Below are 22818 nucleotides of genomic sequence, written 5' to 3'. Positions count from 1 at the left end.
ATTTATTAACATTATTGCTACTTTTAATTTACCGGAAGAGGTCGATATGTCTCAGTCAATTACGCGTAACCACTTTGATGAATGGATGATGCCGGTCTACGCGCCAGCGGCGTTTATTCCGGTGCGGGGCGCCGGGTCGCGGCTGTGGGATCAGCAGGGTAAAGAGTATATCGATTTTGCCGGCGGCATCGCCGTGAACGCGCTGGGGCACGCCCATCCGCGTCTGGTGCAAGCCCTGACCGACCAGGCCGGCAAGTTCTGGCATACCGGCAACGGCTACACCAATGAGCCGATCCTGCGGCTGGCCAGGATGCTTATCGATGCCACCTTCGCCGACCGGGTCTTCTTCTGTAACTCCGGCGCCGAGGCCAATGAGGCGGCGCTCAAGCTGGCGCGAAAATATGCCCACGATCGCTTTGGCAGTGAAAAAAGCGGCATCGTCGCTTTCCAGAACGCCTTCCACGGGCGGACGCTGTTCACCGTTTCGGCGGGCGGTCAGCCGGCCTACTCCCGGGATTTTGCCCCGCTGCCGCCGCAGATCCAGCATGCGGTGTTTAACGATCTCGAGTCGGCAAAGGCCTTAATCAATGACCAAACCTGCGCGGTGATCGTCGAGCCGGTGCAGGGCGAAGGCGGCGTGGTGCCGGCCAACGTCGAGTTTTTACGCGGCCTGCGCCAGCTTTGCGACCAGCACAACGCTCTGCTGATTTTCGATGAAGTGCAGACCGGGGTCGGGCGCACCGGCGAGCTGTATGCCTATATGCACTACGGCGTGACGCCCGATGTGCTGACCACCGCCAAAGCGCTGGGCGGCGGTTTCCCTATCGGCGCGCTGCTGGCGACAGAGGCCTGCGCCAGCGTGATGACCGTCGGTACCCACGGCACCACCTACGGCGGCAACCCGCTGGCCGGGGCGGTGGCCGGCGAGCTGCTGTCGATCGTCAACACCCCGGAAGTCCTCTCCGGCGTCAGACAGCGCCACCAGTGGTTTTGCGAGCGTCTGCAGGCGATCAACGCCCGCTATGGTCTGTTCAAGGAGATCCGCGGCCTGGGACTGCTGCTCGGCTGCGTACTGAACGACGCCTGGGCCGGGAAGGCGAAAACGCTCAGCAACCTGGCGGCGGAAGAGGGGGTGATGATCCTGATCGCCGGCGCTAATGTGGTGCGTTTTGCGCCGGCGCTGAACGTCAGTGAAGAAGAGGTGAATAGCGGGCTGGATCGCGTCGAGCGGGCCTGCGCGCGTTTCGTGGCAGGAGTCTCATCATGATGGTTATTCGACCGGTGGAGCCGGGCGATTTGCCCGGGCTGCTGAAGCTGGCAGCGGAGACCGGCGGCGGGCTGACCTCGCTGCCGGTGGATGAAGCGACCCTCGCGGCGCGGATCGCCCGCTCGCAGCAGACCTGGCGCGGCGAGCTACCGAAAAGCGAGCAGGGCTATGTCTTTGTGCTGGAGGAGAGCGAAAGCGGCGCGGTGGTGGGCATCTGCGCGATCGAGGTGGCGGTGGGGCTCAACGATCCCTGGTATAACTACCGGGTCGGCACCCAGGTCCATGCCTCGAAGGAGCTCAACGTCTATCAGGCGTTGCCGACGCTGTTTCTCAGCAACGACCATACCGGCAGCAGTGAGCTGTGTACCCTGTTCCTCGACCCGCAGTGGCGCAAAGAGGGCAATGGCTATCTGCTGTCGAAATCGCGCTTCTTATTTATGGCCGCCTTTCGCGAGCGCTTCAATGAGAAGGTGGTCGCCGAGATGCGCGGGGTGATTGACGAGCAGGGCTACTCGCCGTTCTGGGAGAGCCTGGGCAAAAGCTTTTTCGCCATGGAGTTTTCCCGCGCCGACTACCTGTGCGGCACCGGACAGAAGGCTTTCATTGCCGCCCTGATGCCCAAGCATCCGCTGTATATCGATTTCCTTTCCCCTGAGGCGCAGGCGGTGATCGGCAAGGTTCATCCGCAGACCGCCCCGGCCCGGACGGTGCTGGAGAAAGAGGGGTTCCGCTACCTGAACTACATCGATATTTTCGACGGCGGCCCGACTCTGGAGTGCGACATCGACAGGGTGCGGGCGATCCGCAAAAGCCGTCTGGTGACCACCGAGGCCGGTGAAACCCCACCCGGTGACTGGCCGCTGTGCCTGGTGGCGAATGAACAGTATCACCAGTTCCGCGCTCTGCTGGTGCATGCCGACCCGGATGGCGACACCCTGACCCTCAGCGCCCGCGAACTGGATATGCTGAAGTGTCATGCCGGCGACCAGGTGCGCATGGTGCGCCTGATCCCTGAGGAGAAAACCGCATGAGTCTGTGGATTAATGGCGAGTGGCGGCCCGGTCGTGGGCCAGGTTTCAGTAAACAGGATCCGGTTAACCTGAAGGTTGTGTGGCAGGGCGAAGCGGCGGATGCCGGGCAGGTTGCTGAGGCGGTGGCGGCTGCCCGCCAGGCGTTCCCGGCCTGGGCGCGGCTGCCGTTTGCCGACCGTCAGGCGATCGTTGAAAAGTTTGCCGCCCTGCTGGAGGCCAGTAAGGCTGAGCTGACGGCGATGATCGGCGCCGAGACCGGAAAGCCGCGCTGGGAGGCGGCCGGGGAAGTGACGGCGATGATCAACAAGGTGGCGATCTCGGTGAAGGCCTACCACGTCCGCACCGGCGAACAGCACAGCGATCTGCCCGACGGCGCCGCCACGCTGCGTCACCGGCCGCATGGCGTGCTGGCGGTGTTTGGCCCCTATAACTTTCCCGGCCATCTGCCGAACGGGCATATCGTGCCGGCGCTGCTGGCGGGCAATACCGTGGTCTTTAAACCCAGCGAACTCACCCCGTGCAGCGGCGAAGCGGTGGTGAAACTATGGCAGCAGGCCGGCCTGCCCGCCGGGGTGCTCAACCTGGTGCAGGGCGGTCGGGAAACCGGCGAGGCGCTCAGCGGTCAGGCGGATATCGACGGGCTGCTGTTTACCGGCAGCTCAACCACCGGTTTTCATCTGCATCGCCAGCTGGCCGGGCAGCCGCAGAAGATCCTCGCGCTGGAGATGGGCGGCAATAACCCGCTGATCGTCGACGACCCGCGGGACGTGGATGCCGCGGTGCATCTGACCATCCAGTCCGCCTTTATTACCGCCGGCCAGCGCTGCACCTGCGCCCGCCGTCTGCTGGTCCGGCGCGGCGAGGCGGGCGATGCCTTCCTCTCCCGGCTGGTGACGGTGAGCCAGCGGCTGATCCCGGCGGCGTGGGATGCCGAGCCGCAGCCGTTTCTCGGCGGGCTTATCTCTGAACCGGCCGCGCAGAAAGTGCATCAGGCCTGGCTGCAGCGGGTCGCCACTGGCGCGGTCACGCTGCTGGAGCCACGTTTATTGCAGGCCGGAACGTCGCTGCTAACGCCGGGGATTGTCGACATGAGCGACGTGGCCAATGTTGAAGATGAAGAGGTGTTTGGCCCGCTGCTTGGCGTCTGGCGCTACGACACGTTCGAGGAGGCGATTGCCTTAGCCAACGCCACCCGCTTCGGCCTCTCCTGTGGGTTAATCTCTCCGGAACGGGAGAAGTTTGATCGACTGCTGCTCGAGGCGCGGGCAGGGATAGTCAACTGGAACAAACCGCTGACCGGGGCGGCGAGTACCGCGCCGTTCGGCGGCACCGGGGCGTCCGGTAACCATCGTCCGGGGGCCTGGTATGCCGCCGATTATTGCGCCTGGCCGATGGCCAGCCTTGAATCGCCGACCCTGACGCTGCCCGCCAGCCTGAACCCGGGGCTCGACTTTCTGGCCGGGGAGGCGTCATGACCGCCCGCGAAGTCAACTTTGACGGTCTGCCCGGGCTGACCCATCACTACGCCGGGCTCTCCTTTGGCAACGAGGCTTCCACCCGGCACCGCCACCGGGTGTCGAACCCGCAGCTGGCGGCAAAGCAAGGGCTGAAAAAAATGAAAGCCCTCGCCGACGCCGGCTACCCGCAGGCAGTGATCCCGCCGCACGAGCGACCGAACGTGCCGCTCCTGCGGCAGCTGGGCTTTCGCGGCAGCGATGAGCAGGTGGTGGCCCGGGCGGCGCAGCAGGATCCGGATCAGCTGTCGGCGGTAAGTTCGGCCTCGGCGATGTGGGTGGCGAACGCGGCGACGGTCTGTCCCTCCGCCGATTCGCTGGATGGCCTGGTGCACCTGACGGTGGCAAATCTGCAGGATAAATTCCACCGCGCCAGCGAAGCACCGACCACAGAGGCGCTGCTGCAGGCGATATTCCCCGACCGCACGCGATTTGCCATCCACCCGGCGCTGCCCGCCTCGGCCTGGTTTGGCGACGAAGGGGCGGCGAACCATAACCGTCTCGGCGGCGAGTATGGCGCCCCCGGCGTCCAGCTCTTTGTCTATGGCCGCCGCCGGGGGAGCGAGGAGGCCCCGCGTCGCTATCCGGCGCGGCAAACCCTTGAGGCCAGCCAGGCGGTAGCGCGCCTCAATCAGGTCAATCCCCGTCAGCTGATCTTCGCCCGCCAGCATCCGACGGCGATCGACACGGGGGTTTTTCATAACGACGTCATCGCGGTGAGCAACCGTCAGGTCCTGTTGTGCCATGAGCAGGCCTTTGCCGACCAGACCGCGCTTCTCCAGCAGCTGGCGCAGCGGGTGCCGGGCTTCACCCCGCTGGTGGTTCCCGCCAGCCGGGTCACGGTGCAAGAGGCGGTTGCCACCTATCTGTTCAACAGCCAGCTGTTGAGCCGGGCGGACGGCAGCATGGCGCTGATCCTGCCCCAGGAAGCGCAGGAGCATGCCGGCGTCTGGGAATACCTCAATGAGCTGCTGGCCGGGGATAACCCCATCGCCGCGCTACAGGTGTTCGATCTGCGCGAGAGTATGGCCAACGGCGGTGGTCCGGCATGCCTGCGTCTGCGGGTGGTGTTGACGGCCGGGGAGTATCAGGCGGTCAATCCGCACGTCCTGATGAACGATACGCTGTTTGCCACCCTCAATGACTGGGTGGATCGCTACTATCGCGATCGCCTCACCCAGGCCGACCTCGCCGACCCGCAACTGTTAAGGGAAGGGCGCGACGCGCTGGATCGGTTGACCCAGATCCTGCAGCTCGGTTCGGTTTATCCATTTCAGCAATAAGGGGGCGCGGTGGAACACTTTCTGGCATTAACCCTGGCGGGGCGTCTGCCCCACCATTTTCACGGCGAGACGGCGCACTTTCGCTGGCACTGGCTCGGGGAGGGGATCCTTGAGCTGACGCCGCATGCGCGCTGCGAGCGCGGGCTGGTACTCTCCTGCGCCATTCATGGCAACGAAACGGCACCGGTGGAGATCGTCGACCGGCTGGTGCAGCAACTGGTTCGCGAGCAACTCCCGCTGCGCTGGCGGCTGCTGGTGATCGTCGGCAACCCACCGGCGCTGCGGGCGAATAAGCGCTATCTGCACAGCGATATGAACCGCATGTTTGGCGAGCGCTGGCGGCAGTTCCCGGCCAGTGAGGAGACGCAGCGGGCGCAGCGGCTGGAGCAGGCGGTGGCCCGCTTCTATCGCGACCACGGCGGTCCGCGCTGGCATCTCGATCTGCATACCGCCATCCGCGGGTCGCTGCATCCGCGCTTCGGCGTGCTCCCGGCCCGCGATACGCCGTGGGAGGAGGATTTTCTTCACTGGCTGGGCGGCGCCGGGCTGGAGGCGCTGGTGTTTCATCGCCAGCCAGGCGGGACCTTCACCCACTTCAGCTGCGAACGGTTCGCGGCGCTGGCCTGCACCCTTGAGCTGGGCAAAGCGCTGCCGTTGGGTGAAAACGATCTGACGCAGTTTGCCGCCGCCGAAGGAGCGCTTTCCCGGCTGCTGGTGGGGGATTTGGCCATTGCCGACGCCCCAGAGCCGCTGCGCTACCGGGTGGTACAGCAGCTAACCCGCCATAGCGATGATTTCCGCTTGCATATGGCGGATCAGACGCAGAACTTCACCCCCTTCGAACCCGGCACGCTGCTGGCGGAGGAGGGTGAGACGCGATATGTGGTGGGGCCTGAGCCGGAGTATGTCCTGTTTCCCAACCCGACGGTGGCGAAAGGATTGCGCGCTGGCCTGATGCTGGAGAAATTATCCTGAGGGCAAGCCGTCCGCCGGGCGGCCTGCTTTATTTTGCACGTCGTTTTTCGTCATCTTATTTTTTTCGTGCCCCAGTGTAAATTTGCAGATTATTCCTGGTAAAATGCTTTGTTTTTAATCTCTCCTCTTTTATACTCTCCATAATTTCTCTGCAAAACAGCAAGTTATTTATTTTTTATTGAAATTCTTCGTCTAAATTCCTTATTTTCTCCATAATTGGCGAGAAACTGTTTTTTACACTTTCATTGTTTTACTCTTGCTCTGACTAATTGACGATTAACGTCGTAAAGTTAATCTCGTCAACACGGCAACGCGCCGTAAGAATAACGTAAAGTAAGGATTGAATGATGAAGAAACTCACTGCACTGTTTGTTGCCTCTACTCTGGCTCTGGGCGCGGCTAACCTGGCACACGCCGCCGATACCACCGCTGCGCCGAGCGACAGCAAGCCGATGATGATGCATCATAAAGGCGGCCCGGGTCAGCATGACATGATGTTTAAAGGCCTGAACCTGACCGATACGCAGAAGCAACAGATCCGCGACATCATGAAGAGCCAGCGCGAAAATATGAAACGTCCGTCCCTTGAAGAACGCCGCGCGATGCACGATCTGATCGCCAGCGACACCTTCGATAAGACGAAAGCGGAAGCGCAGATCGATAAGATGGAAGCGCAGCATAAAGCGATGGCGCTGTCCCGTCTGGAAACGCAGAACAAGATCTACAACATTCTGACTCCAGAGCAGAAAAAACAGTTCAATGCTAATTTTGAGAAGCATCTGACAGAACGCAACGCGCCGGCAGGTAAAATGCCTGCACCAGCTGAATAATAATGTAGCGTACTGAATCAAGACCGCCGGTCTTGCCCAATAATGCCATCAGGCGTTGGGCAGGACCGGCGGTTTTTTATTGGTGGCTTCTCAGCCCAGCGGGTGCAGCGGGTAGTTGCCGCTGAGCAGAGGCTTACAGAGGATCTTGTAACCATCCTGGTCAAACCCGGCGGGCAGACGGGTCAGCTCAGCGGCCTGGTCGAGCGAGTCGACGGCGCCCAGCCACAGCCAGTTATGAATGACGTGATACTGCGTCATATCTGCCCCGCGCTCCTCAAGCGCCACCGGCCCCGCCCACGGCCAGCACACCAGCTGCAGTCTGCTCATCTGCGCCAGCAGGCGCTGGCGGTGCGCCTCCACGCTCTCCTTTCCACAGCAGGCGCCGGCGCAGCGGCCCAGCGCGGAGCGAAAGCAGGCGCGGCCGCGGCTGAGCGGCTCCAGGCCGAGCAGGCCATAACAGAGGCGCTGTTCGTCAGCAAGGGTCTGCAGCATCTGCAGCGCCGCCCGCCGGTTGGCGAACAGACCATAGAGATGCTGCTGGTGCGAGAAATCAACCTCGCGGGCATAGACAATCTGCGGCCGGTCGTCCGCAAGCAGCCAGGCGCAGAGCTGCTTGTTACGCCGTAGCCGCTTGTTAAACAGCGGCTGCTGCTCTTTAATCAGCTGCGCCTCCAGCAGCAGCGCTCCCAGTTCACCTGCGGTGCGCTGCCAGGTGATACGCCGCGACTGACGCAGCATCGCGGCCTCTTCGGGGGTGCGCAAATGGGACAACACGCGGCTGCGGAGGTTGACGCTCTTACCGATATAGAGCGGCATCGTGTCGCTGTCGCCGTGAAACTGATAGACGCCCGGTAGCTTTGGCAATGTCTCCAGCCACGGGCGAAGGTGTTCGGGATATTCATAGATCGCCGCCGCCTCAAACTCCAGACGCGGGGCAGATTGCTTTCTGGCCACAATAACTCCTGATACTGTCTATCTATCCAGTATAGCAGGCGGTTTTTGCGGCGAAAAGCGCAAAAAATAACCCCGGCGCGGGCCGGGGCGGAAGAGGGACTATTTTTTCCAGAAATCGTCAAAGACGGTGATCGGCGGCCGACGCTTGTGTTCGGTTTTCAGATACCAGCCTTCGATGGTTTTGGCGATACTGGGGTCCAGCGTTTTGCCTTCCAGATAATCGTCGATGTTATCGTAGGTGACACCCAGGGCCACTTCATCCGGCAGGGAGGGGCGATCGTCTTCCAGGTCGGCGGTCGGCAGCTTCTTATACAGATGTTCCGGGCAGCCGAGATGGGCCAGCAGCTGTTTGCCCTGACGTTTGTTCAGGCGGAAAATTGGGTTGATGTCGGTGCCGCCGTCGCCATATTTGGTGAAGAAGCCGGTAATTGCTTCCGCCGCATGATCGGTGCCGACCACCACCCCTTTGGTCATTCCGGCGATGCTGTACTGGGCCTTCATTCGCTCACGGGCTTTTTCGTTACCGCGAACAAAGTCGCTCAGTTCGATCCCTGCTTCGCGCAGCGCCTGTTCGCTGGCCAGCACCGCAGCTTTAATATTGACCGTCAACACCCGGTCAGGCTGGATAAAGGCGATGGCGTCCTGGCAGTCCTGCTCATCCGCCTGCACGCCGTAGGGTAAACGGACGGCGATAAACTGCAGGCTGCTGTCGCCGGTTTCGGCACGCAGTTCGTTAATCGCCATCTGGCATAGTTTTCCCGTCAGGGTGGAGTCCTGACCGCCGCTAATACCCAGCACCAGCGATTTAATAAACGGGTAGGTCTGCAGGTAGGATTTCAGAAAATCCACGCTGCGGCGGATCTCGCCGGCGACATCAATCTGCGGCTTTGCGCCCAGCGCCTGAATAATCTCTTGTTGTAGCGTCATCGCGCCCTCCGAAAGTGAATCTGTTTGGCAAGCTGTTGGCTTAAAGCTACCTCTTTGCCGCTGAAACGACAAGGACCGGGGTTTTGACTGCCGGAAAAGAAGGCAATCAATGACATAGGTTTTCATTATAGATGCTGTACCGCGCGTTGCGCCGCCGTCCGACGGCGGCAGATCAATCCTGTTTACGCAATAACACAATCAGACATGATTTCGCAGTTCGGCTTGAAAAATAACACTATTTATTCCAGGCTTATCGTTACACAGTAGAAGAGAGGAACCAAAATGAACAAAAGCTTAGCAGGAATACTGGGCGTCACCGTCGCGTTAACCTTACTCGCGGGCTGTACCGCTTACGACCGTACCAAAGACCAGTTTACTCAGCCGGTGGTGAAAGATGTTAAGAAAGGGATGTCGCGTCAGCAGGTGATGCAGATTGCCGGCAAACCTTCAACGGAAGTTACCATGGTCCATGCTCGCGGCACCTGTCAGACCTACATCCTCGGTCAACGAGATGGTAAAGTGGAAACCTATTTTGTGGCCCTCGACGAAACAGGCCATGTCATGAACTCCGGCTACCAGACCTGCGCTGAGTATGATACCGACCCGCGCAACGCCAAGTAAGCTTCCTACTGTTTACTGAGTCATACGTAAGCCCGACCATTGGTCGGGCTTTTTTGCGAGTACTGATGCTTATTTAATTGCGCGAATTATTTGGGTGAAAATGTGAAGGTAGTCAAAACCGGAGGTCAATGAGAGACAATTCTGTTCAACAGCGAATTATCCTCGTGGCTCAGGTTGCCGTATACTCAACCCATAAACAGAATTAACCGGATGTTACCAGTCTTACCGGCTCTCAGCGGTTACTGAAGGCCCTGGTCTCACACATTGAGGAAGCGTTCATGGAAAAGAAACACATCTATCTGTTCTGCTCGGCAGGCATGTCCACGTCACTGCTGGTCTCCAAAATGCGCGCGCAGGCAGAAAAATACGAAGTCCCGGTCATTATTGAAGCCTATCCCGAAACTCTCGCGGGTGAAAAGGGACCGGAAGCCGACGTGGTATTATTAGGCCCACAAATTGCGTATATGTTACCGGAAATTCAGCGTCTGCTGCCAAATAAACCGGTAGAAGTCATCGATTCTCTTCTCTATGGCAAGGTGGATGGTTTAGGTGTATTGAAAGCCGCCGTCGCGGCCATTAAGAAAGCTGCAGCACAATAATTTTAAATTTTAAAACTCGATGTATTTTGACGCCTGGCGGCACCCTGTTGCCGGACGTCAAAAAATAAAGAGTTTATTTTCCCGTCAAAGAGTAATTTCATACATCATCGCCGTAATAGCTTATTGCGGCTTTTAAGGGTATTGACTATGAGTAAAGTGATCGACTCGCTTGAAAAGGTACTCCTTCCTTTTGCAGTGAAAATAGGAAAGCAGCCGCATATTAATGCGATTAAAAACGGATTTATTAAATTAATGCCGCTGACCCTCGCCGGGGCCATGTTTGTATTAATTAACAACGTTTTTCTGAGCTTCGGCGAGGGCTCTTTCTTTTATTCCATGGGCATTCGCCTGGATGCCTCCACCATTGAAACCTTAAACGGCTTTAAGGCTATCGGCGGAAACGTCTATAACGGTACCCTCGGCATTATGTCGCTGATGGCGCCGTTCTTTATCGGCTCCGCGCTGGCGGAAGAGCGCAAAGTTGACCCGATGGCCGCGGGTCTGCTGGCGGTGGCGGCTTTCATGACCGTGACCCCGTATAGCGTGGGCGAAGCCTATGCGGTGGGGGCCAACTGGCTGGGCGGGCAGAACATCATCTCCGGGATGATTATCGGTCTGGTTGTCGCGGAACTGTTCACCTTCGTTATCCGTCGTAACTGGGTGATCAGACTGCCGGACAGCGTCCCAGGGTCGGTATCGCGCTCTTTTTCCGCGCTGATCCCGGGCTTCTTGATCCTCTCCATCTTCGGCATTATCTCGTGGGCCCTGGCGAGCTACGGCAGCAACTTCCACCAGATCATCATGGACTCCATCTCCACGCCGCTGGCGGCGATGGGCAGCGTGGTTGGCTGGGCATACGTTATCTTTAACTCCCTGCTGTGGTTCTTCGGCGTGCACGGCTCCCTGGCGCTGACCGCACTGGATAACGGCATCATGACCCCGTGGGCGCTGGAAAACATCGCGCTGTACAACCAGTACGGCTCTGTCGATGCGGCCATCGAAGCGGGCAAACAGTTCCACTTCTGGGCCAAGCCGATGCTCGACTCCTACATCCTGCTGGGTGGCTCCGGAGCGACGCTGGGCCTGATTATCGCCATCTTTATCGCTTCCCGCCGCGCTGACCATCGTCAGGTTGCGAAGCTGGCGCTGCCGTCAGGTATCTTCCAGATTAACGAACCGATTCTGTTTGGCCTGCCGATCATCATGAACCCGGTGATGTTCATCCCGTTCGTGCTGGTCCAGCCGATTCTGGCGGCCATTACGCTGGCGGCCTACAGCCTGGGGATTATCCCACCGGTGACCAACCTGGCGCCGTGGACCATGCCGACCGGTCTGGGAGCGTTCTTTAACAGTAACGGCAGCGTGGCTGCCCTGCTGGTCGCCCTGTTCAACCTTGGCGTCGCGACTCTGGTCTACCTGCCGTTTGTGGTGCTGTCGAATAAAGCGCAGACCGTCATCGAGCAGGAAGAGAGCGAAGAAGATATCGCTAACGCACTGAAATTCTGATACCGCGCGGTACGGGCAGCATCCCGTACCGCCTGATAAATGAGGGAAATATTATGTTTGATCTGGACAACATCGACGCGGTAGAGACCCCGGAAAATGACCTCGAAGAGGTGGTGATGGGGCTGATTATCAACTCCGGACAAGCCCGCAGCCTGGCCTATGCCGCGCTGAAGCAGGCGAAGCAGGGGGATTTTGCTGCCGCGAAAGCGATGATGGAGCAGTCGCGCCAGGCGCTGAGCGAGGCGCATCGCGTACAGACCCAGCTTATCGAAAGCGACGAAGGCGAAGGCAAAATGAAGGTCAGCCTGGTGCTGGTGCATGCTCAGGACCATCTGATGACCTCCATGCTGGCCCGTGAGCTGGTCGCCGAATTGATTGAGCTGCACGAGAAGGTACAATAGGCCATCGCGACGATGAGGCAGCCCAGGATGATGACCACCGAGATCAGTACCGCCAGAGAACAACAGCTGTTCAACGGGAAGAACTTTCATGTGGTCATCTATAACAAAACGGAAAGCGTGAGCGGGCTTCACCAGCATGATTACTACGAATTTACCGTGGTGTTAACCGGGCGCTATTACCAGGAGATCAATGGCAAACGGGTGCTGCTGGAGCGTGGGGATTTTGTCTTTATCCCGATGGGCTCGCACCATCAGAGCTTTTACGAGTTTGGTGCGACGCGGATCCTTAACGTCGGCATCAGCAGACGCTTCTTTGAGAAACATTATCTGCCGCTGCTGCCGTTTGGCCTGGTGGCCTCCCAGGTCTACGCGGTGCAGAGCGCTTTTCTTGGTTACGTAGAGTCGGTTATCGCCTCACTCAATTTTCGCGAAACGGAATTTGACGAATTTATCGAGCTGGTCTCCTTTTATGTCATTAACCGTTTACGTCACTATCGCGAAGAGCCAGTTGCCGACGTCATTCCGCAATGGTTAAAAAATACCGTTGAGGCCATGCACGATAAACTGAAATTTGGTGAGGGCGCGCTCGAAAATATGGTTCAGCTATCGGGCAAAACCCAGGAATATTTAACCCGGGCGACCCAGCGCTATTATGGTAAAACGCCGATGCAGATAATTAATGATATCCGTATCAATTTTGCCAAAAAGCAGCTGGAAATTACCAACTATTCGGTGACGGATATTGCGTATGAATCCGGCTACAGTAGCCCGAGCCTGTTTATTAAAACGTTTAAAAAACTGACGTCGTTTACGCCGAGCAGTTATCGCAAACATTTGACCAGTATTAATTAAACCCGCGCGGTTTTAGCCGCCCGGTTTATACCGAAAATCATTCAAGTTAACTGTCCGCATTGTTGCGGAGAGCGGCCTGCGTCCAGGCGTAGCGCCTAAGGGAGAAAAAGATGAGCCAGAAATTAAAAGTAGTCACTATTGGCGGCGGCAGCAGCTATACCCCGGAATTACTGGAAGGATTTCTGAAGCGTTATCATGAACTGCCGGTGACCGAGCTGTGGCTGGTGGACGTGGAAGAGGGCCAGGAGAAGCTCGATATTATCCATGCGCTGTGCCAGCGGATGGTGGAAAAAGCCGGCGTGCCGATGAAGGTCTATAAAACGCTGGATCGTCGCGCGGCGCTGCAGGGCGCGGATTTCGTCACCACCCAGCTGCGCGTTGGCCAGCTGAAGGCGCGTGAAAAAGATGAGCGTATTCCGCTGAGCCACGGCTACCTGGGCCAGGAGACCAACGGGGCGGGCGGGCTGTTTAAAGGTCTGCGCACCATCCCGGTGATTTTCGATATCGTGAAAGATGTTCAGGAGATTTGCCCGGACGCGTGGATCATCAACTTCACCAACCCGGCGGGTATGGTCACTGAAGCGGTCTATCGCCACACCAGTTTCAAACGCTTTATCGGCGTGTGCAACATTCCTATCGGCATGAAGATGTTCATCACCGACGTACTGCAGCTGAGCCCGAGCGATGAGCTGAATATCGACCTGTTTGGTCTGAACCACCTGGTGTTCGTCCGCGACGTACTGGTTAACGGGGTATCGCGCTTCGATGAACTGCTGGACGGCGTGGCCTCTGGCCGTCTGACCGCGAACTCGGTGAAAAATATCTTCGATCTGCCGTTTAGCGAGGGGCTGATCCGCTCCCTGCGCCTGATCCCGTGCTCCTATCTGCTCTACTACTTTAAGCCAAAAGAGATGCTGGCGATTGAGATGGGCGAGTACTATAAGGGCGGCGCGCGCGCTCAGGTGGTGCAGAAGGTGGAGAAGCAGCTGTTCGAGCTGTATAAAAACCCGGATCTTAACGTCAAGCCGAAGGAGCTGGAGCAGCGTGGCGGCGCCTATTACTCTGATGCCGCCTGCGAAGTGATCAACGCTATCTATAACGACAAGCAGACTGAGCACTATGTGAATATCCCGCATCATGGCCATGTCGATAATATCCCGGCGGACTGGGCGGTAGAGATGAGCTGCACCTTAGGTCGCGACGGCGCGAAGCCGACGCCGCGCATCACCCATTTCGATGAGAAGGTGTTAGGGCTTATCTACACCATCAAGGGGTTCGAAGTGGCGGCCAGCCAGGCGGCGATCAGCGGCGAGTTGAACGACGTACTGCTGGCGCTGAACTTAAGCCCGCTGATCCATTCCGATCGTGACGCCGAGCAGCTGGCGCGGGAGATGATCCTGGCGCATGAAAAATGGCTGCCGAACTTCGCGGCGACTATCGAAAAACTGAAATCGTAACGGGAGCGGCAAAATGGAACGCGTGTTGATCGTCAATGCCGACGATTTCGGCCTCAGTAAAGGGCAGAACTACGGCATTATTGAGGCCTGCCGTAACGGCGTGGTGACATCGACCACGGCGCTGGTCAACGGCGCGGCCATTGACCACGCCGCCCAGCTGAGCCGCAGTATCCCGGAGCTGGCGGTCGGGATGCACTTTGTGCTGACGCTGGGCGAGCCGCTGTCGGCGATGCCGGGATTAACTCGCGAGGGTAAGCTCGGGAAATGGATCTGGCAGCAGGCGGAAGAAGGTCGCCTGCCGCTGGAGGAGATCGCCCATGAGCTGGCGTGTCAGTACCGTCGTTTTGTCGAACGCTTCGGCCATGAGCCGACGCATATCGACAGCCACCACCATGTGCATATGATCGCCCCGATCTATCCCATCGTGGCGGCCTTTGCCCGCGAGAAGGGGATTGCGTTACGTATTGACCGCCAGGTGGCGGCGCAGAGTGGGCTCGATCAACAGGCGGCGCGCAGCAGCGCAGGCTTCAGCAGCGAGTTTTACGGCGAAGCGGTCTCTGAGGAACTGTTTGTGCAGACGCTGGATGCCTCACTCGCCCGTGGGGAGCGCTCCCTGGAGGTGATGTGTCATCCGGCTTTTGTCGATCAGACCATTATGGGCAGCGCCTACTGCTACCCGCGGCTGGGTGAGCTTGATGTGTTGACCTCTGCCTCGCTGAAAGCAGCGATAGCCGACCGGGGTTATCGTCTGGGAACCTACCGCGACGTGTAAGCCCGACGGTGGAAAGAGAAAGTGAATCAAGCCCGACACAGTGTGCCGGGCTTTTTACTACGCCGGAATAGCGGCGATTTTCGGGCTTCTCGACCACACGCGGTGCGCGGTCATCAGGGCGAGCAGTGCGTCTGCCGCTGGCGTGTCGAGAGCATCGGTGACGATGACTCCCTCTTCACCCTGGGACGGGACCTGCAGAACGGACGTCAGCTGTCGCGCATCGCCTGCCAACAGAATCGGCTTCAGATGTTTATAGGCTTCCAGAAGGTAGTAGCGCGCGTCGCCGCTCTGGCTCAGGGCGCTGAGGTCGCCGCCAGGCACCACCACAGCATCCACCGTCAGCGACGGCGAACCCGCGAAGGTGCCGGCGATCGGCACGGGAGAACCGTCGTCGGCGATGACCTCGCCCATCCGCGAGAAGAGCAGTTTGCTGTGTACGCCATGGGCCTGCAGCGCCTGCAGGAGATGGACCAGATCCTGCGCCGAGGTGTGCTCGTTGAGCAGGACGGCCACCACGCGGCCTTTCACATCCCCTTCGGCATCGGCGTAGAGGCTGAGGCTGGGGTCTTTCTCCACGCCGTTGACCGGGGAGGGCAGGGTAATGGCGCGCTGTTCATCGCTCAGTTCGAGACCTAAATTCGCCCCGACCGCTTCCGCCAGCCGCGTATCGATATGGGCCAGGTGATCGACCACTCGCTCGCGGATCCAGGTGCGGACCACTTTGCTGAGTTCGAAGCTGAAACCATCGATAATATGCTGCTGCTCAATTGGCGTCTGGCTCAGCCAGAACAGACGCGGCTGGGCGTAATATTCGCCGAACGAGGGGCTGCGCTGGCGAATTTTTTCGCCGTCGACGCGCTCGGCGAGGGACTCAAAGCCGCCGCGTTTGGCCGCCGGCGGCGTTTCACGCGGCCAGTTGTCGTTTATTGAGTTGGGCTCGTAGTTGGCCGGATTGGTGTCAATGTCCATCCGGTGCATCCCGTCGCGCTGGAAGTTGTGGTACGGGCATGTCGGACGGTTGATGGGGATTTCATGGAAGTTCGGCCCACCCAGGCGGCTAATTTGCGTATCGGTGTAAGAGAAGAGTCGCCCCTGCAGCAGCGGATCGTTGCTGAAATCAATCCCCGGTACGATATGCCCGGGATGGAAGGCCGCCTGTTCATTTTCGGCAAAGAAGTTGTCCGGGTTGCGGTTGAGAACCATTTTGCCGACCCGCTGCACCGGCACCAGCGCTTCAGGGATCAGCTTGGTAGGATCTAACAGGTCGAAGTCAAAATCAAATTCGTTCTCTTCAGGGATCAGTTGCAGGCCGAGCTCAAATTCCGGGTAATCTCCGGCCTCAATGGCTTCCCATAGTTCGCGACGGTGAAAATCGGGATCGCGACCGGTCAGCTTCTGCGCTTCATCCCACACCAGCGACGCCTTGCCGGCCACCGGTTTCCAGTGGAAGCGGACGAAAGTGGCTTTACCTTCGGCGTTGATCAGGCGGAAGGTGTGAATACCAAAGCCTTCCATGGTGCGGTAGCTGCGCGGGATGCCGCGATCCGACATCGCCCACATCACGTTGTGCAGCGTTTCCGGTTGCAGAGAGACATAATCCCAGAAGGTGTCGTGGGCGCTTTGCCCCTGCGGGATAGCCCAGTGAGGCTCAGGCTTCACGGCGTGGACAAAGTCGGGGAACTTTATCGCGTCCTGGATAAAGAAGACCGGTGTGTTGTTGCCGACCAGGTCAAAAATCCCTTCGTCAGTGTAAAACTTGGTAGCGAAACCGCGAATATCGCGGACCGTGTCCGCCGACCCTGCGCCGCCCTGCACCGTGGAGAAACGGACAAATACCGGCGTGACTTTATCCGCTGCAGAAAGAAAATCGGCTTTGGTCAACGCCGCCAGGCTCTTGTAGGGCTGGAAGTAACCGTGGGCGGCAGAGCCGCGGGCGTGAACGATGCGCTCGGGAATACGCTCATGGTCAAAGTGAGTAATCTTCTCGCGCAGAATGAAATCTTCCAGCAGCGTTGGGCCGCGGGTGCCAGCGCGTAGTGAATTCTGATCGTCGGCAATACGTACGCCCTGGTTGGTGGTCAGCGGAAAGTCTTCTCCCCCTTTGCGCTGCGGTTCGAGGGCGTCAAGTTTGCTGCTGTGGGTTTCCGGCGCTTTCAGGCTGCCGGGGGCTGTCGGTTCGGCGCCTGGGGCGGTGGGTTTCGGCGTCGGGCGCCACTCCCGATCGTCCGGCGCCAGCGAGTCGAGACCCGGCTGCGCTTCCTCGCTGTCATGGACCGGTGCCTGTTGGTGGTGAGGGTTCGGGTGCTTATCAGACATTGCTCGTCTCCTGCTTTCATTGCTAAAAGTGGTCGTTGATAAACCAAAACCCTTCTAACTATAGAACATTACGCTGTCCGCGACCGGCGAGGGGGCAGGGAGTTATCCTAAAATGCGCATCGGCGGCAGGGGGGCGACGAACGGGTCCACAATCGGCTATGATAGAGGTTTCTGTTTCCCGCTTTGTTTAGTGAATCCATTTGTTATGAAACCATTGCGCCAACAAAATCGCCCTGTCATTAGCTACGTGCCGCGCGTGGAGCCTGCGCCCCCGGAACATGCCGTGAAAATGGACCATTTTCGCGATGTCTGGATTTTGCGCGGGAAGTATGTCGCTTTTCTGCTGATGGGGGAGCATTTCCGTCGTTCACCGGCGTTCAGCGTGCCGGAATCGGCCCAGCGCTGGGCTAACCAGGTGCGTCAGGAAGGTGAGATTGAAGCCTGAGTCTGCTGCAGAAATAAAAAAACCGCTGATTATCAGCGGTTTTTTTGTGCTTACCGTTTAGCGATGCGCCAGTTCGGCCTCTTCTTCGCTATCGAAAATCGACTTGTCGGTCTGGCGCAGCCACTGGCTGGTCAGGGTGCCGGCGGTCATTGAACCGTTAACGTTCAGCGCAGTACGCCCCATATCGATCAGCGGTTCGACGGAGATCAGCAGCGCTACCAGCGTCACCGGCAGGCCCATCGCCGGCAGAACGATTAGCGCAGCGAAGGTCGCGCCGCCGCCCACCCCGGCGACGCCCGCCGAGCTGACGGTGACGATGCCCACAAGGGTGGCAATCCACATCGGATCCAGCGGGTTGATGCCCACGGTCGGCGCGACCATCACCGCCAGCATTGCCGGGTAGATACCGGCGCAGCCGTTCTGGCCAATGGTGGCGCCAAAGGAGGCAGAGAAGCTGGCAATCGACTCCGGAACGCCGAGACGACGAGTCTGGGCTTCCACGTTCAGCGGAATCGACGCGGCGCTGGAGCGGCTGGTAAAGGCGAAGGTGATCACCGGCCAGACTTTACGGAAGTACTTCAGTGGGCTAACGCCGTTAATCGCCAGCAGCAGGCCGTGGACGACAAACATGATGCCCAGCGCGATGTAGGAGGCCACCACGAAGCCGCCGAGCTTGATGATATCCTGCAGATTCGACCCGGCAACCACTTTGGTCATCAGCGCCAGCACACCGTAAGGCGTCAGCTGCATCACCAGACGCACCAGCTTCATCACCCAGCCCTGCAGGGTATCGATGGCCGTCAGCACGCGCTGGCCTTTTTCCACATCCTCTTTCAGCAGCTTAAGCGCTGCGACGCCGAGGAATGCCGAGAAAATGACGATGCTGATGATGGAGGTCGGGTTAGCCCCGGTCAGGTCAGCAAACGGGTTCTTCGGCACAAAAGAAAGGATCAGCTGTGGGACGCTAAGATCGGCCACTTTCCCTACATAGTTGCTCTGGATGGCGTTCAGACGGGCGGTTTCTGCGCTGCCCTGGACCAGTCCTTCGGCGCTGAGGCCGAACATATTGGTCACCAGCACGCCAACCAGGGCGGCGATAAGGGTGGTGAACAGCAGGGTGCCAATGCTCAGGAAGCTAATTTTTCCCAGCTGGGAGGCATTGTGCAGGCGGGCCACCGCGCTGAGGATGGAGGCGAAAACCAGTGGCATAACGATCATCTGCAGCAGCTGGACATAGCCGTTACCGACGATATTGAACCACTGGATGGAATCCTTCAGCACCTGGCTGTCAGACCCGTAGATCAGCTGCAGCGCCAGACCAAAGACCACGCCAATCGCCAGACCGACCAGCACTTTCCTGGCCAGACTCCACTGTTTATGGCGTGTTTGCCCCAGCGCAAACAGTAATACGGCGAACACGACTACGTTCGCTATTAATGGAAAGTTCATCCCCGTTCTCCTGATATTTTTATAACCTGGGCTGGTGGATAACCAGCTCTTATGACGGCAAGGTTAGCAGAAGGCGTTATTAAGGACTTATATTCAAATGGAATGGGTTATAACCAAACGGTGTTTTCTGCCGGTTTATCGCCCACTCTGGTGACTAATAAAGCGATTGAAGGTGATTTGCAGGGAATTGATCACCCCGGATGACCAGCGTATCGCGCTGTTATCCGCCAGCGTCTGCGGCATCCAGACGGCATAGACGAACAACGCCATACACAAGGCGCGTTCGAGCTGGTTACCTTTGCGCGGTGCGAGGATCGGCAACCGGAAGCGCCAGCGGCAGGGCCACAGTAGCGGTACGCCGGCAGGCGTGAGCATATCGGCGAGAATGTGGCTGAGGTAGCCCAGCACCAGACCCTGGAGGGCATCCGCCGGGATAATCCAGCTGTCAGGCACTTTCAGATAGAACAGCGTTAGCGCGCCAAATACCGCCAGCAGGCTGTGGGTAAAGCCGCGGTGGCCAAAGGCCCGCGCCACGGGTCTGGAGATCCAGCTCAACCGCTGGCCAAGAAACGACTTCGGGTGATCGATGTCCGGCAGCAGGCAGGTCAGGACCGCAGAGGGCACAATATGCCACCAGTCGCCCTGCGCCAGCACCGGCGTTAATTCTGCATTTTTGGCAAATACTGCGCAGGCGATTGAAAAGAAGAGATGGCCTTCCGCCGTCATGATCATACACCCTAAACTGTCGATTCATACAGTATAGGGTTTTTATACAGTGTACGGAAGAGGTGACGGTGTAACTCTTTGTCACAAACTCTTAGCGCGCCAGCCATCCGCCATCGACGGCCAGCGTGTAGCCGTTAACATAGTTAGCGGCAGACGAGGCGAGAAACACCACCGGTCCCTGCAGATCGCCCGGCACACCCCAGCGCCCGGCGGGAATGCGTTCGAGGATCGCCTGGTTACGCTCTTCGTCTTCGCGCAGCGGCTGAGTGTTATTGGTCGCCATATAGCCGGGAGCAATGGCGTTGACGTTGATACCCTGGCTGGCCCATTCATTGGCCAACAGACGGGTGAGGCCGAGCAGGCCGCTTTTCGAGGCGGTGTAGGAGGGCACGCGAATACCGCCCTGAAACGAGAGCACCGAGGCAATGTTGATGATTTTCCCGCCGTCGCCCTGATGAATAAACTGTCTGGCAACCGCCTGGCTAAGGAAAAACACGGCTTTAAGATTCAGGTCAATCACCGCATCCCAGTCGCTTTCCGGGAAATTCAGGGCATCATGGCGACGAATAGTACCCGCGTTGTTGACCAGAATATCGACCCGGCCCATCGCCGCCACGGCCTGGTCAACCAGGGCAGTCATATCACTCTGATGGCTGAGATCCGCCTGTATGGCATGAAACCGACGTCCCAGCGCCTGAACCTGTTCGGCTGTATCATGGGGGATCTTGCGGTTAATGCCGACGATATCGCACCCGGCCTGCGCCAGGCCCAGCGTCATTCCCTGTCCCAGGCCGGTATCGCAACCGGTCACGATGGCGACCTTACCCGTCAGGTCGAAGGCGTTCAGTATCATATGCACCTCTGTCAGCTGATCTTCAGGCGTACCATGACGCCACCTGTCCCCAGCATAGAGGCAGAGAAACAAAATTACAATTAAAATGAAACTGTGTTTTGATTTAAGTTCTGGCGGCGTGACAGCGATCGTTGCACCCGCCAGCGGTGTTAGCCGAGCAAGTGCTCAGCAGTGAGTGCCTGCAGTGACGGGAGCTTGACGTCCGCCAGCACAAAGCGCGGGTCGCGGCTGTTCTCCGCTTCCGGCACCACGATAGACCGCATGCGCGCGGCTTTGCTGGCGATCATGCCGTTGACCGAGTCCTCCAGCGCGACGCAGCGCTGCGGGTCAACTCCCAGGGCGGCAGCGCAGTTGAGGTACACCTGCGGGTGCGGTTTGCTCCAGGGCAGATGCTCCGCAGAGGCGAGAGCAGCAAACTGGTCGCGCAGTTCAAACATATCGAGCACTTTTTCCAGCATCATCAGCGGCGAGGCCGAGGCCAGACCCACCTTCAAGCCCTGCGCTTTACACAGCGCCACCGCTTCGCGCACGCCCGGCAGCAGCGGACGGGAAGCTTCCACCAGTTCGATGGCGCGACGGATAATGCGCGCGGTGGCTTCCGCCCGGTCTACGCCGTGCCATGGCTGCTGGGCGTACCACAGATCCACCACCAGGTCGATTCGCAGACCGAGCAGGTCGGGCAGTTCATCGCGGCGACGGGTATCCACCCCCAGACTTTCCATGACCTCGACCTCCGCCTGATCCCAAAGCGGCTCCGAGTCAATCAGCAACCCGTCCATATCAAATATCGCGGCCTCAATGCGGCGCTTCGCTGACATAAGTCCTTCTCCTGTTGCGTAATCAGATAAACGAATCGGCAATCATGGTATATCATACCGCGCATTATTGGGCGAAATTCGCCGTGGCAGATAGACTTATACCCGACCTACTCGGGGGAGCGAGGGACGCCAGCGCCACGCAACAGGCAGCAGGCGAACCACCAACGCGTCTTTAACAAGGGGAACTCATGACGTACCAACAAGCTGGACGCATAGCGGTTATTAAACGCATTTTAGGATGGGTTATCTTTATTCCCGCCGTGCTGTCGACGCTGATTTCTGTGCTCAAATTTATGTATGAGCACAGTGAAAAGAAACCCGGCATTGATGCGGTAATGATGGATTTTGCGCACGTGATGATTGAGATGATGCGCTTTAACACGCCGTTCCTGAACTTTTTCTGGTACAACTCACCGCTGCCGGATTTTCACCATAGCCTGAACATCGGCTTCTGGATCATCTTCATTCTGGTGTTCGTCGGCATGGCCCTGCAGGCTTCCGGCGCGCGGATGGCGCGGCAGGCGAAATTTCTCCGCGAGGGGATTGAGGACCAGCTGATCCTTGAGCAGGCCAAAGGCGTAGATGGGTTAACCCGCGAGCAGCTCGCCGAACGCATTGTGGTTCCGCGCCATACTATCCTGGTGCAGTATTTCCCACTGTACGTGCTGCCGGTGATCGTGATTGTCATCGGCTACTTCTTCTTTTCGCTGCTGGGCTTTCTGTAAGTCAGGTGCCCGGTGAGCCGGGCTCCTTCTTATTCTGCTGGCAGGGGGCGTGGTTTACCCTGATTATCGACAGCAACGTAGATAAACAGCGCTTCCGTCGCCTTGTAGCGCTGGCCAATTGGTTCGGAAGAGACTTTTTTCACCCATACTTCGATATTGATCGTCACCGAGGTGTTGCCGCGCTTGACGCAGCGGGCGTAGCAGCACACCACGTCGCCGACGGCCACCGGGCGTAAAAAGGTCATCCCATCCACGCGCACGGTCACCACGCGACCCTGAGCGATCTCTTTGGCCATGATGGCGCCCCCGATATCCATCTGCGACATCAGCCAGCCGCCAAAAATATCCCCGTTGGCATTGGTATCCGCCGGCATTGCCAGGGTGCGTAAAACCATTTCACCCTTCGGGGCGAGATCTGTTGTTGTCATGCTCTACTCTGTTGTGGTCAAAGACGATCAGCGGGATGCTACTATGAAAACGGCGCAGTGAGAATAGGG

Annotated in this window: 24 protein-coding genes; 16 read left to right on the top strand and 8 right to left on the bottom strand. The window is 58.6% G+C overall.

Annotated features, from left to right (window positions below; all coding sequences use genetic code 11):
- Positions 1 to 46: 46 nt before the first annotated feature.
- The 6 genes from astC (at position 47) to spy (ending at position 6900) form a co-directional block, all read left to right on the top strand.
- Positions 47 to 1267, top strand: coding sequence for a succinylornithine/acetylornithine transaminase (gene astC / locus B8P98_RS16240; RefSeq protein WP_080924379.1), 1221 nt, complete (start codon positions 47 to 49; stop codon positions 1265 to 1267).
- On the top strand, positions 1264 to 2298 hold the full coding sequence (astA, locus tag B8P98_RS16235; protein WP_095033224.1) for an arginine N-succinyltransferase: 1035 nt from the start codon (positions 1264 to 1266) through the stop codon (positions 2296 to 2298). Before astC ends, astA begins: the two co-directional genes overlap by 4 nt.
- On the top strand, positions 2295 to 3773 hold the full coding sequence (gene astD, locus B8P98_RS16230) for a succinylglutamate-semialdehyde dehydrogenase (protein WP_072045757.1): 1479 nt from the start codon (positions 2295 to 2297) through the stop codon (positions 3771 to 3773). The genes astA and astD overlap by 4 nt, the downstream gene beginning before the upstream one ends.
- Positions 3770 to 5095, top strand: coding sequence for an N-succinylarginine dihydrolase (gene astB, locus B8P98_RS16225; RefSeq protein ID WP_025713627.1), 1326 nt, complete (start codon positions 3770 to 3772; stop codon positions 5093 to 5095). The genes astD and astB overlap by 4 nt, the downstream gene beginning before the upstream one ends.
- Positions 5096 to 5104: 9 nt before the next feature.
- Positions 5105 to 6070 (top strand): succinylglutamate desuccinylase, encoded by a 966-nt coding sequence (astE, locus tag B8P98_RS16220; protein ID WP_025713626.1) that lies wholly within the window; start codon positions 5105 to 5107, stop codon positions 6068 to 6070.
- Positions 6071 to 6414: 344 nt separating this feature from the next.
- On the top strand, positions 6415 to 6900 hold the full coding sequence (gene spy / locus B8P98_RS16215; protein ID WP_165931808.1) for an ATP-independent periplasmic protein-refolding chaperone Spy: 486 nt from the start codon (positions 6415 to 6417) through the stop codon (positions 6898 to 6900).
- Positions 6901 to 6990: 90 nt separating this feature from the next.
- Here spy and cho read toward each other — a convergent pair whose 3' ends face one another.
- A complete protein-coding gene (gene cho, locus B8P98_RS16210) occupies positions 6991 to 7854 on the bottom strand; it encodes an excinuclease Cho (protein WP_025713624.1) in 864 nt (287 codons plus the stop codon).
- 99 nt (positions 7855 to 7953) lie between these two features.
- Entirely contained in the window at positions 7954 to 8781 is an 828-nt protein-coding gene (nadE, locus tag B8P98_RS16205) for an ammonia-dependent NAD(+) synthetase (RefSeq protein ID WP_025713623.1), read from the bottom strand.
- A gap of 282 nt (positions 8782 to 9063) precedes the next feature.
- Between nadE and osmE the strand changes: the two genes are divergently transcribed.
- The 8 genes from osmE to chbG all read left to right on the top strand — a co-directional run bounded on the left by osmE (position 9064) and on the right by chbG (position 14989).
- Positions 9064 to 9402: an osmotically-inducible lipoprotein OsmE gene (gene osmE / locus B8P98_RS16200; protein WP_004203822.1), complete on the top strand. Its 339-nt coding sequence runs from the start codon at positions 9064 to 9066 to the stop codon at positions 9400 to 9402.
- Positions 9403 to 9680: 278 nt separating this feature from the next.
- A complete protein-coding gene (gene chbB / locus B8P98_RS16195) occupies positions 9681 to 10001 on the top strand; it encodes a PTS N,N'-diacetylchitobiose transporter subunit IIB (RefSeq protein WP_002901547.1) in 321 nt (106 codons plus the stop codon).
- A gap of 19 nt (positions 10002 to 10020) precedes the next feature.
- Positions 10021 to 10137, top strand: coding sequence for a hypothetical protein (locus tag B8P98_RS31025; RefSeq protein ID WP_042929645.1), 117 nt, complete (start codon positions 10021 to 10023; stop codon positions 10135 to 10137).
- Positions 10138 to 10148: 11 nt separating this feature from the next.
- The gene (gene chbC, locus B8P98_RS16190; RefSeq protein WP_004148091.1) at positions 10149 to 11507 is read left to right on the top strand and encodes a PTS N,N'-diacetylchitobiose transporter subunit IIC; all 1359 of its coding nucleotides are present in this window, start codon (positions 10149 to 10151) and stop codon (positions 11505 to 11507) included.
- Positions 11508 to 11560: 53 nt separating this feature from the next.
- Entirely contained in the window at positions 11561 to 11908 is a 348-nt protein-coding gene (gene chbA, locus B8P98_RS16185; RefSeq protein ID WP_004179419.1) for a PTS N,N'-diacetylchitobiose transporter subunit IIA, read from the top strand.
- A 27-nt stretch (positions 11909 to 11935) separates the two neighbouring features.
- Entirely contained in the window at positions 11936 to 12760 is an 825-nt protein-coding gene (gene chbR / locus B8P98_RS16180; RefSeq protein WP_061154926.1) for a transcriptional regulator ChbR, read from the top strand.
- Between the two features lie 110 nt (positions 12761 to 12870).
- Positions 12871 to 14217, top strand: a complete 1347-nt coding sequence (locus B8P98_RS16175) for a 6-phospho-beta-glucosidase (protein ID WP_025713621.1) — start codon at positions 12871 to 12873, stop codon at positions 14215 to 14217.
- Positions 14218 to 14230: 13 nt separating this feature from the next.
- Entirely contained in the window at positions 14231 to 14989 is a 759-nt protein-coding gene (chbG, locus tag B8P98_RS16170; RefSeq protein ID WP_025713620.1) for a chitin disaccharide deacetylase, read from the top strand.
- A 57-nt stretch (positions 14990 to 15046) separates the two neighbouring features.
- Here the strand turns inward: chbG and katE are convergent, their stop codons facing one another.
- On the bottom strand, positions 15047 to 17305 hold the full coding sequence (katE, locus tag B8P98_RS16165; protein ID WP_080924380.1) for a catalase HPII: 2259 nt from the start codon (positions 17303 to 17305) through the stop codon (positions 15047 to 15049).
- Positions 17306 to 17510: 205 nt separating this feature from the next.
- On the opposite strand from katE, the gene cedA reads away from it, so the two are divergent.
- Positions 17511 to 17750, top strand: a complete 240-nt coding sequence (gene cedA / locus B8P98_RS16160) for a cell division activator CedA (RefSeq protein WP_004151919.1) — start codon at positions 17511 to 17513, stop codon at positions 17748 to 17750.
- A gap of 57 nt (positions 17751 to 17807) precedes the next feature.
- Here cedA and B8P98_RS16155 read toward each other — a convergent pair whose 3' ends face one another.
- The 4 genes from B8P98_RS16155 to hxpB all read right to left on the bottom strand — a co-directional run bounded on the left by B8P98_RS16155 (position 17808) and on the right by hxpB (position 21596).
- Positions 17808 to 19199 carry an L-cystine transporter gene (locus B8P98_RS16155; protein WP_080924381.1) on the bottom strand — a complete coding sequence of 464 codons (1392 nt, stop codon included), beginning with the start codon at positions 19197 to 19199 and terminating at the stop codon, positions 17808 to 17810.
- A gap of 135 nt (positions 19200 to 19334) precedes the next feature.
- Positions 19335 to 19925, bottom strand: a complete 591-nt coding sequence (locus tag B8P98_RS16150; protein ID WP_025713617.1) for a metal-dependent hydrolase — start codon at positions 19923 to 19925, stop codon at positions 19335 to 19337.
- 91 nt (positions 19926 to 20016) lie between these two features.
- Positions 20017 to 20778: a 2-dehydro-3-deoxy-D-gluconate 5-dehydrogenase KduD gene (kduD, locus tag B8P98_RS16145; protein WP_025713616.1), complete on the bottom strand. Its 762-nt coding sequence runs from the start codon at positions 20776 to 20778 to the stop codon at positions 20017 to 20019.
- A gap of 149 nt (positions 20779 to 20927) precedes the next feature.
- Positions 20928 to 21596 (bottom strand): hexitol phosphatase HxpB, encoded by a 669-nt coding sequence (gene hxpB, locus B8P98_RS16140; RefSeq protein WP_080897200.1) that lies wholly within the window; start codon positions 21594 to 21596, stop codon positions 20928 to 20930.
- A gap of 188 nt (positions 21597 to 21784) precedes the next feature.
- Here hxpB and B8P98_RS16135 point away from each other — a divergent pair, with 188 nt between their 5' ends.
- Positions 21785 to 22321, top strand: coding sequence for a YniB family protein (locus B8P98_RS16135; protein ID WP_025713614.1), 537 nt, complete (start codon positions 21785 to 21787; stop codon positions 22319 to 22321).
- Between the two features lie 29 nt (positions 22322 to 22350).
- On the opposite strand, the gene yciA is transcribed toward B8P98_RS16135, so the two are convergent.
- Positions 22351 to 22749 (bottom strand): acyl-CoA thioester hydrolase YciA, encoded by a 399-nt coding sequence (gene yciA / locus B8P98_RS16130; protein WP_002901629.1) that lies wholly within the window; start codon positions 22747 to 22749, stop codon positions 22351 to 22353.
- Between the last annotated feature and the right edge of the window lie 69 nt (positions 22750 to 22818).

The organism is Klebsiella quasivariicola, from assembly GCF_002269255.1.
GTDB lineage: Bacteria > Pseudomonadota > Gammaproteobacteria > Enterobacterales > Enterobacteriaceae > Klebsiella > Klebsiella quasivariicola.
The sequence above is the reverse complement of the archived record's forward strand: the minus strand, read 5'-3'. Positions and strand labels throughout refer to the sequence as shown.

Excerpts from the sequence above, each read along its gene's own strand:
- astC (WP_080924379.1), top strand. The coding sequence starts at position 47 with ATGTCTCAGTCAATTACGCGTAACCACTTTGATGAATGGATGATGCCG.
- astA (WP_095033224.1), top strand. The coding sequence starts at position 1,264 with ATGATGGTTATTCGACCGGTGGAGCCGGGCGATTTGCCCGGGCTGCTG.
- astD (WP_072045757.1), top strand. The coding sequence starts at position 2,295 with ATGAGTCTGTGGATTAATGGCGAGTGGCGGCCCGGTCGTGGGCCAGGT.
- astB (WP_025713627.1), top strand. The coding sequence starts at position 3,770 with ATGACCGCCCGCGAAGTCAACTTTGACGGTCTGCCCGGGCTGACCCAT.
- spy (WP_165931808.1), top strand. The coding sequence starts at position 6,415 with ATGATGAAGAAACTCACTGCACTGTTTGTTGCCTCTACTCTGGCTCTG.
- nadE (WP_025713623.1), bottom strand. The coding sequence starts at position 8,781 with ATGACGCTACAACAAGAGATTATTCAGGCGCTGGGCGCAAAGCCGCAG.
- osmE (WP_004203822.1), top strand. The coding sequence starts at position 9,064 with ATGAACAAAAGCTTAGCAGGAATACTGGGCGTCACCGTCGCGTTAACC.
- chbB (WP_002901547.1), top strand. The coding sequence starts at position 9,681 with ATGGAAAAGAAACACATCTATCTGTTCTGCTCGGCAGGCATGTCCACG.
- B8P98_RS31025 (WP_042929645.1), top strand. The coding sequence starts at position 10,021 with ATGTATTTTGACGCCTGGCGGCACCCTGTTGCCGGACGTCAAAAAATA.
- chbC (WP_004148091.1), top strand. The coding sequence starts at position 10,149 with ATGAGTAAAGTGATCGACTCGCTTGAAAAGGTACTCCTTCCTTTTGCA.
- chbA (WP_004179419.1), top strand. The coding sequence starts at position 11,561 with ATGTTTGATCTGGACAACATCGACGCGGTAGAGACCCCGGAAAATGAC.
- chbR (WP_061154926.1), top strand. The coding sequence starts at position 11,936 with ATGATGACCACCGAGATCAGTACCGCCAGAGAACAACAGCTGTTCAAC.
- B8P98_RS16175 (WP_025713621.1), top strand. The coding sequence starts at position 12,871 with ATGAGCCAGAAATTAAAAGTAGTCACTATTGGCGGCGGCAGCAGCTAT.
- chbG (WP_025713620.1), top strand. The coding sequence starts at position 14,231 with ATGGAACGCGTGTTGATCGTCAATGCCGACGATTTCGGCCTCAGTAAA.
- katE (WP_080924380.1), bottom strand. The coding sequence starts at position 17,305 with ATGTCTGATAAGCACCCGAACCCTCACCACCAACAGGCACCGGTCCAT.
- cedA (WP_004151919.1), top strand. The coding sequence starts at position 17,511 with ATGAAACCATTGCGCCAACAAAATCGCCCTGTCATTAGCTACGTGCCG.
- B8P98_RS16155 (WP_080924381.1), bottom strand. The coding sequence starts at position 19,199 with ATGAACTTTCCATTAATAGCGAACGTAGTCGTGTTCGCCGTATTACTG.
- B8P98_RS16150 (WP_025713617.1), bottom strand. The coding sequence starts at position 19,925 with ATGACGGCGGAAGGCCATCTCTTCTTTTCAATCGCCTGCGCAGTATTT.
- kduD (WP_025713616.1), bottom strand. The coding sequence starts at position 20,778 with ATGATACTGAACGCCTTCGACCTGACGGGTAAGGTCGCCATCGTGACC.
- hxpB (WP_080897200.1), bottom strand. The coding sequence starts at position 21,596 with ATGTCAGCGAAGCGCCGCATTGAGGCCGCGATATTTGATATGGACGGG.
- B8P98_RS16135 (WP_025713614.1), top strand. The coding sequence starts at position 21,785 with ATGACGTACCAACAAGCTGGACGCATAGCGGTTATTAAACGCATTTTA.
- yciA (WP_002901629.1), bottom strand. The coding sequence starts at position 22,749 with ATGACAACAACAGATCTCGCCCCGAAGGGTGAAATGGTTTTACGCACC.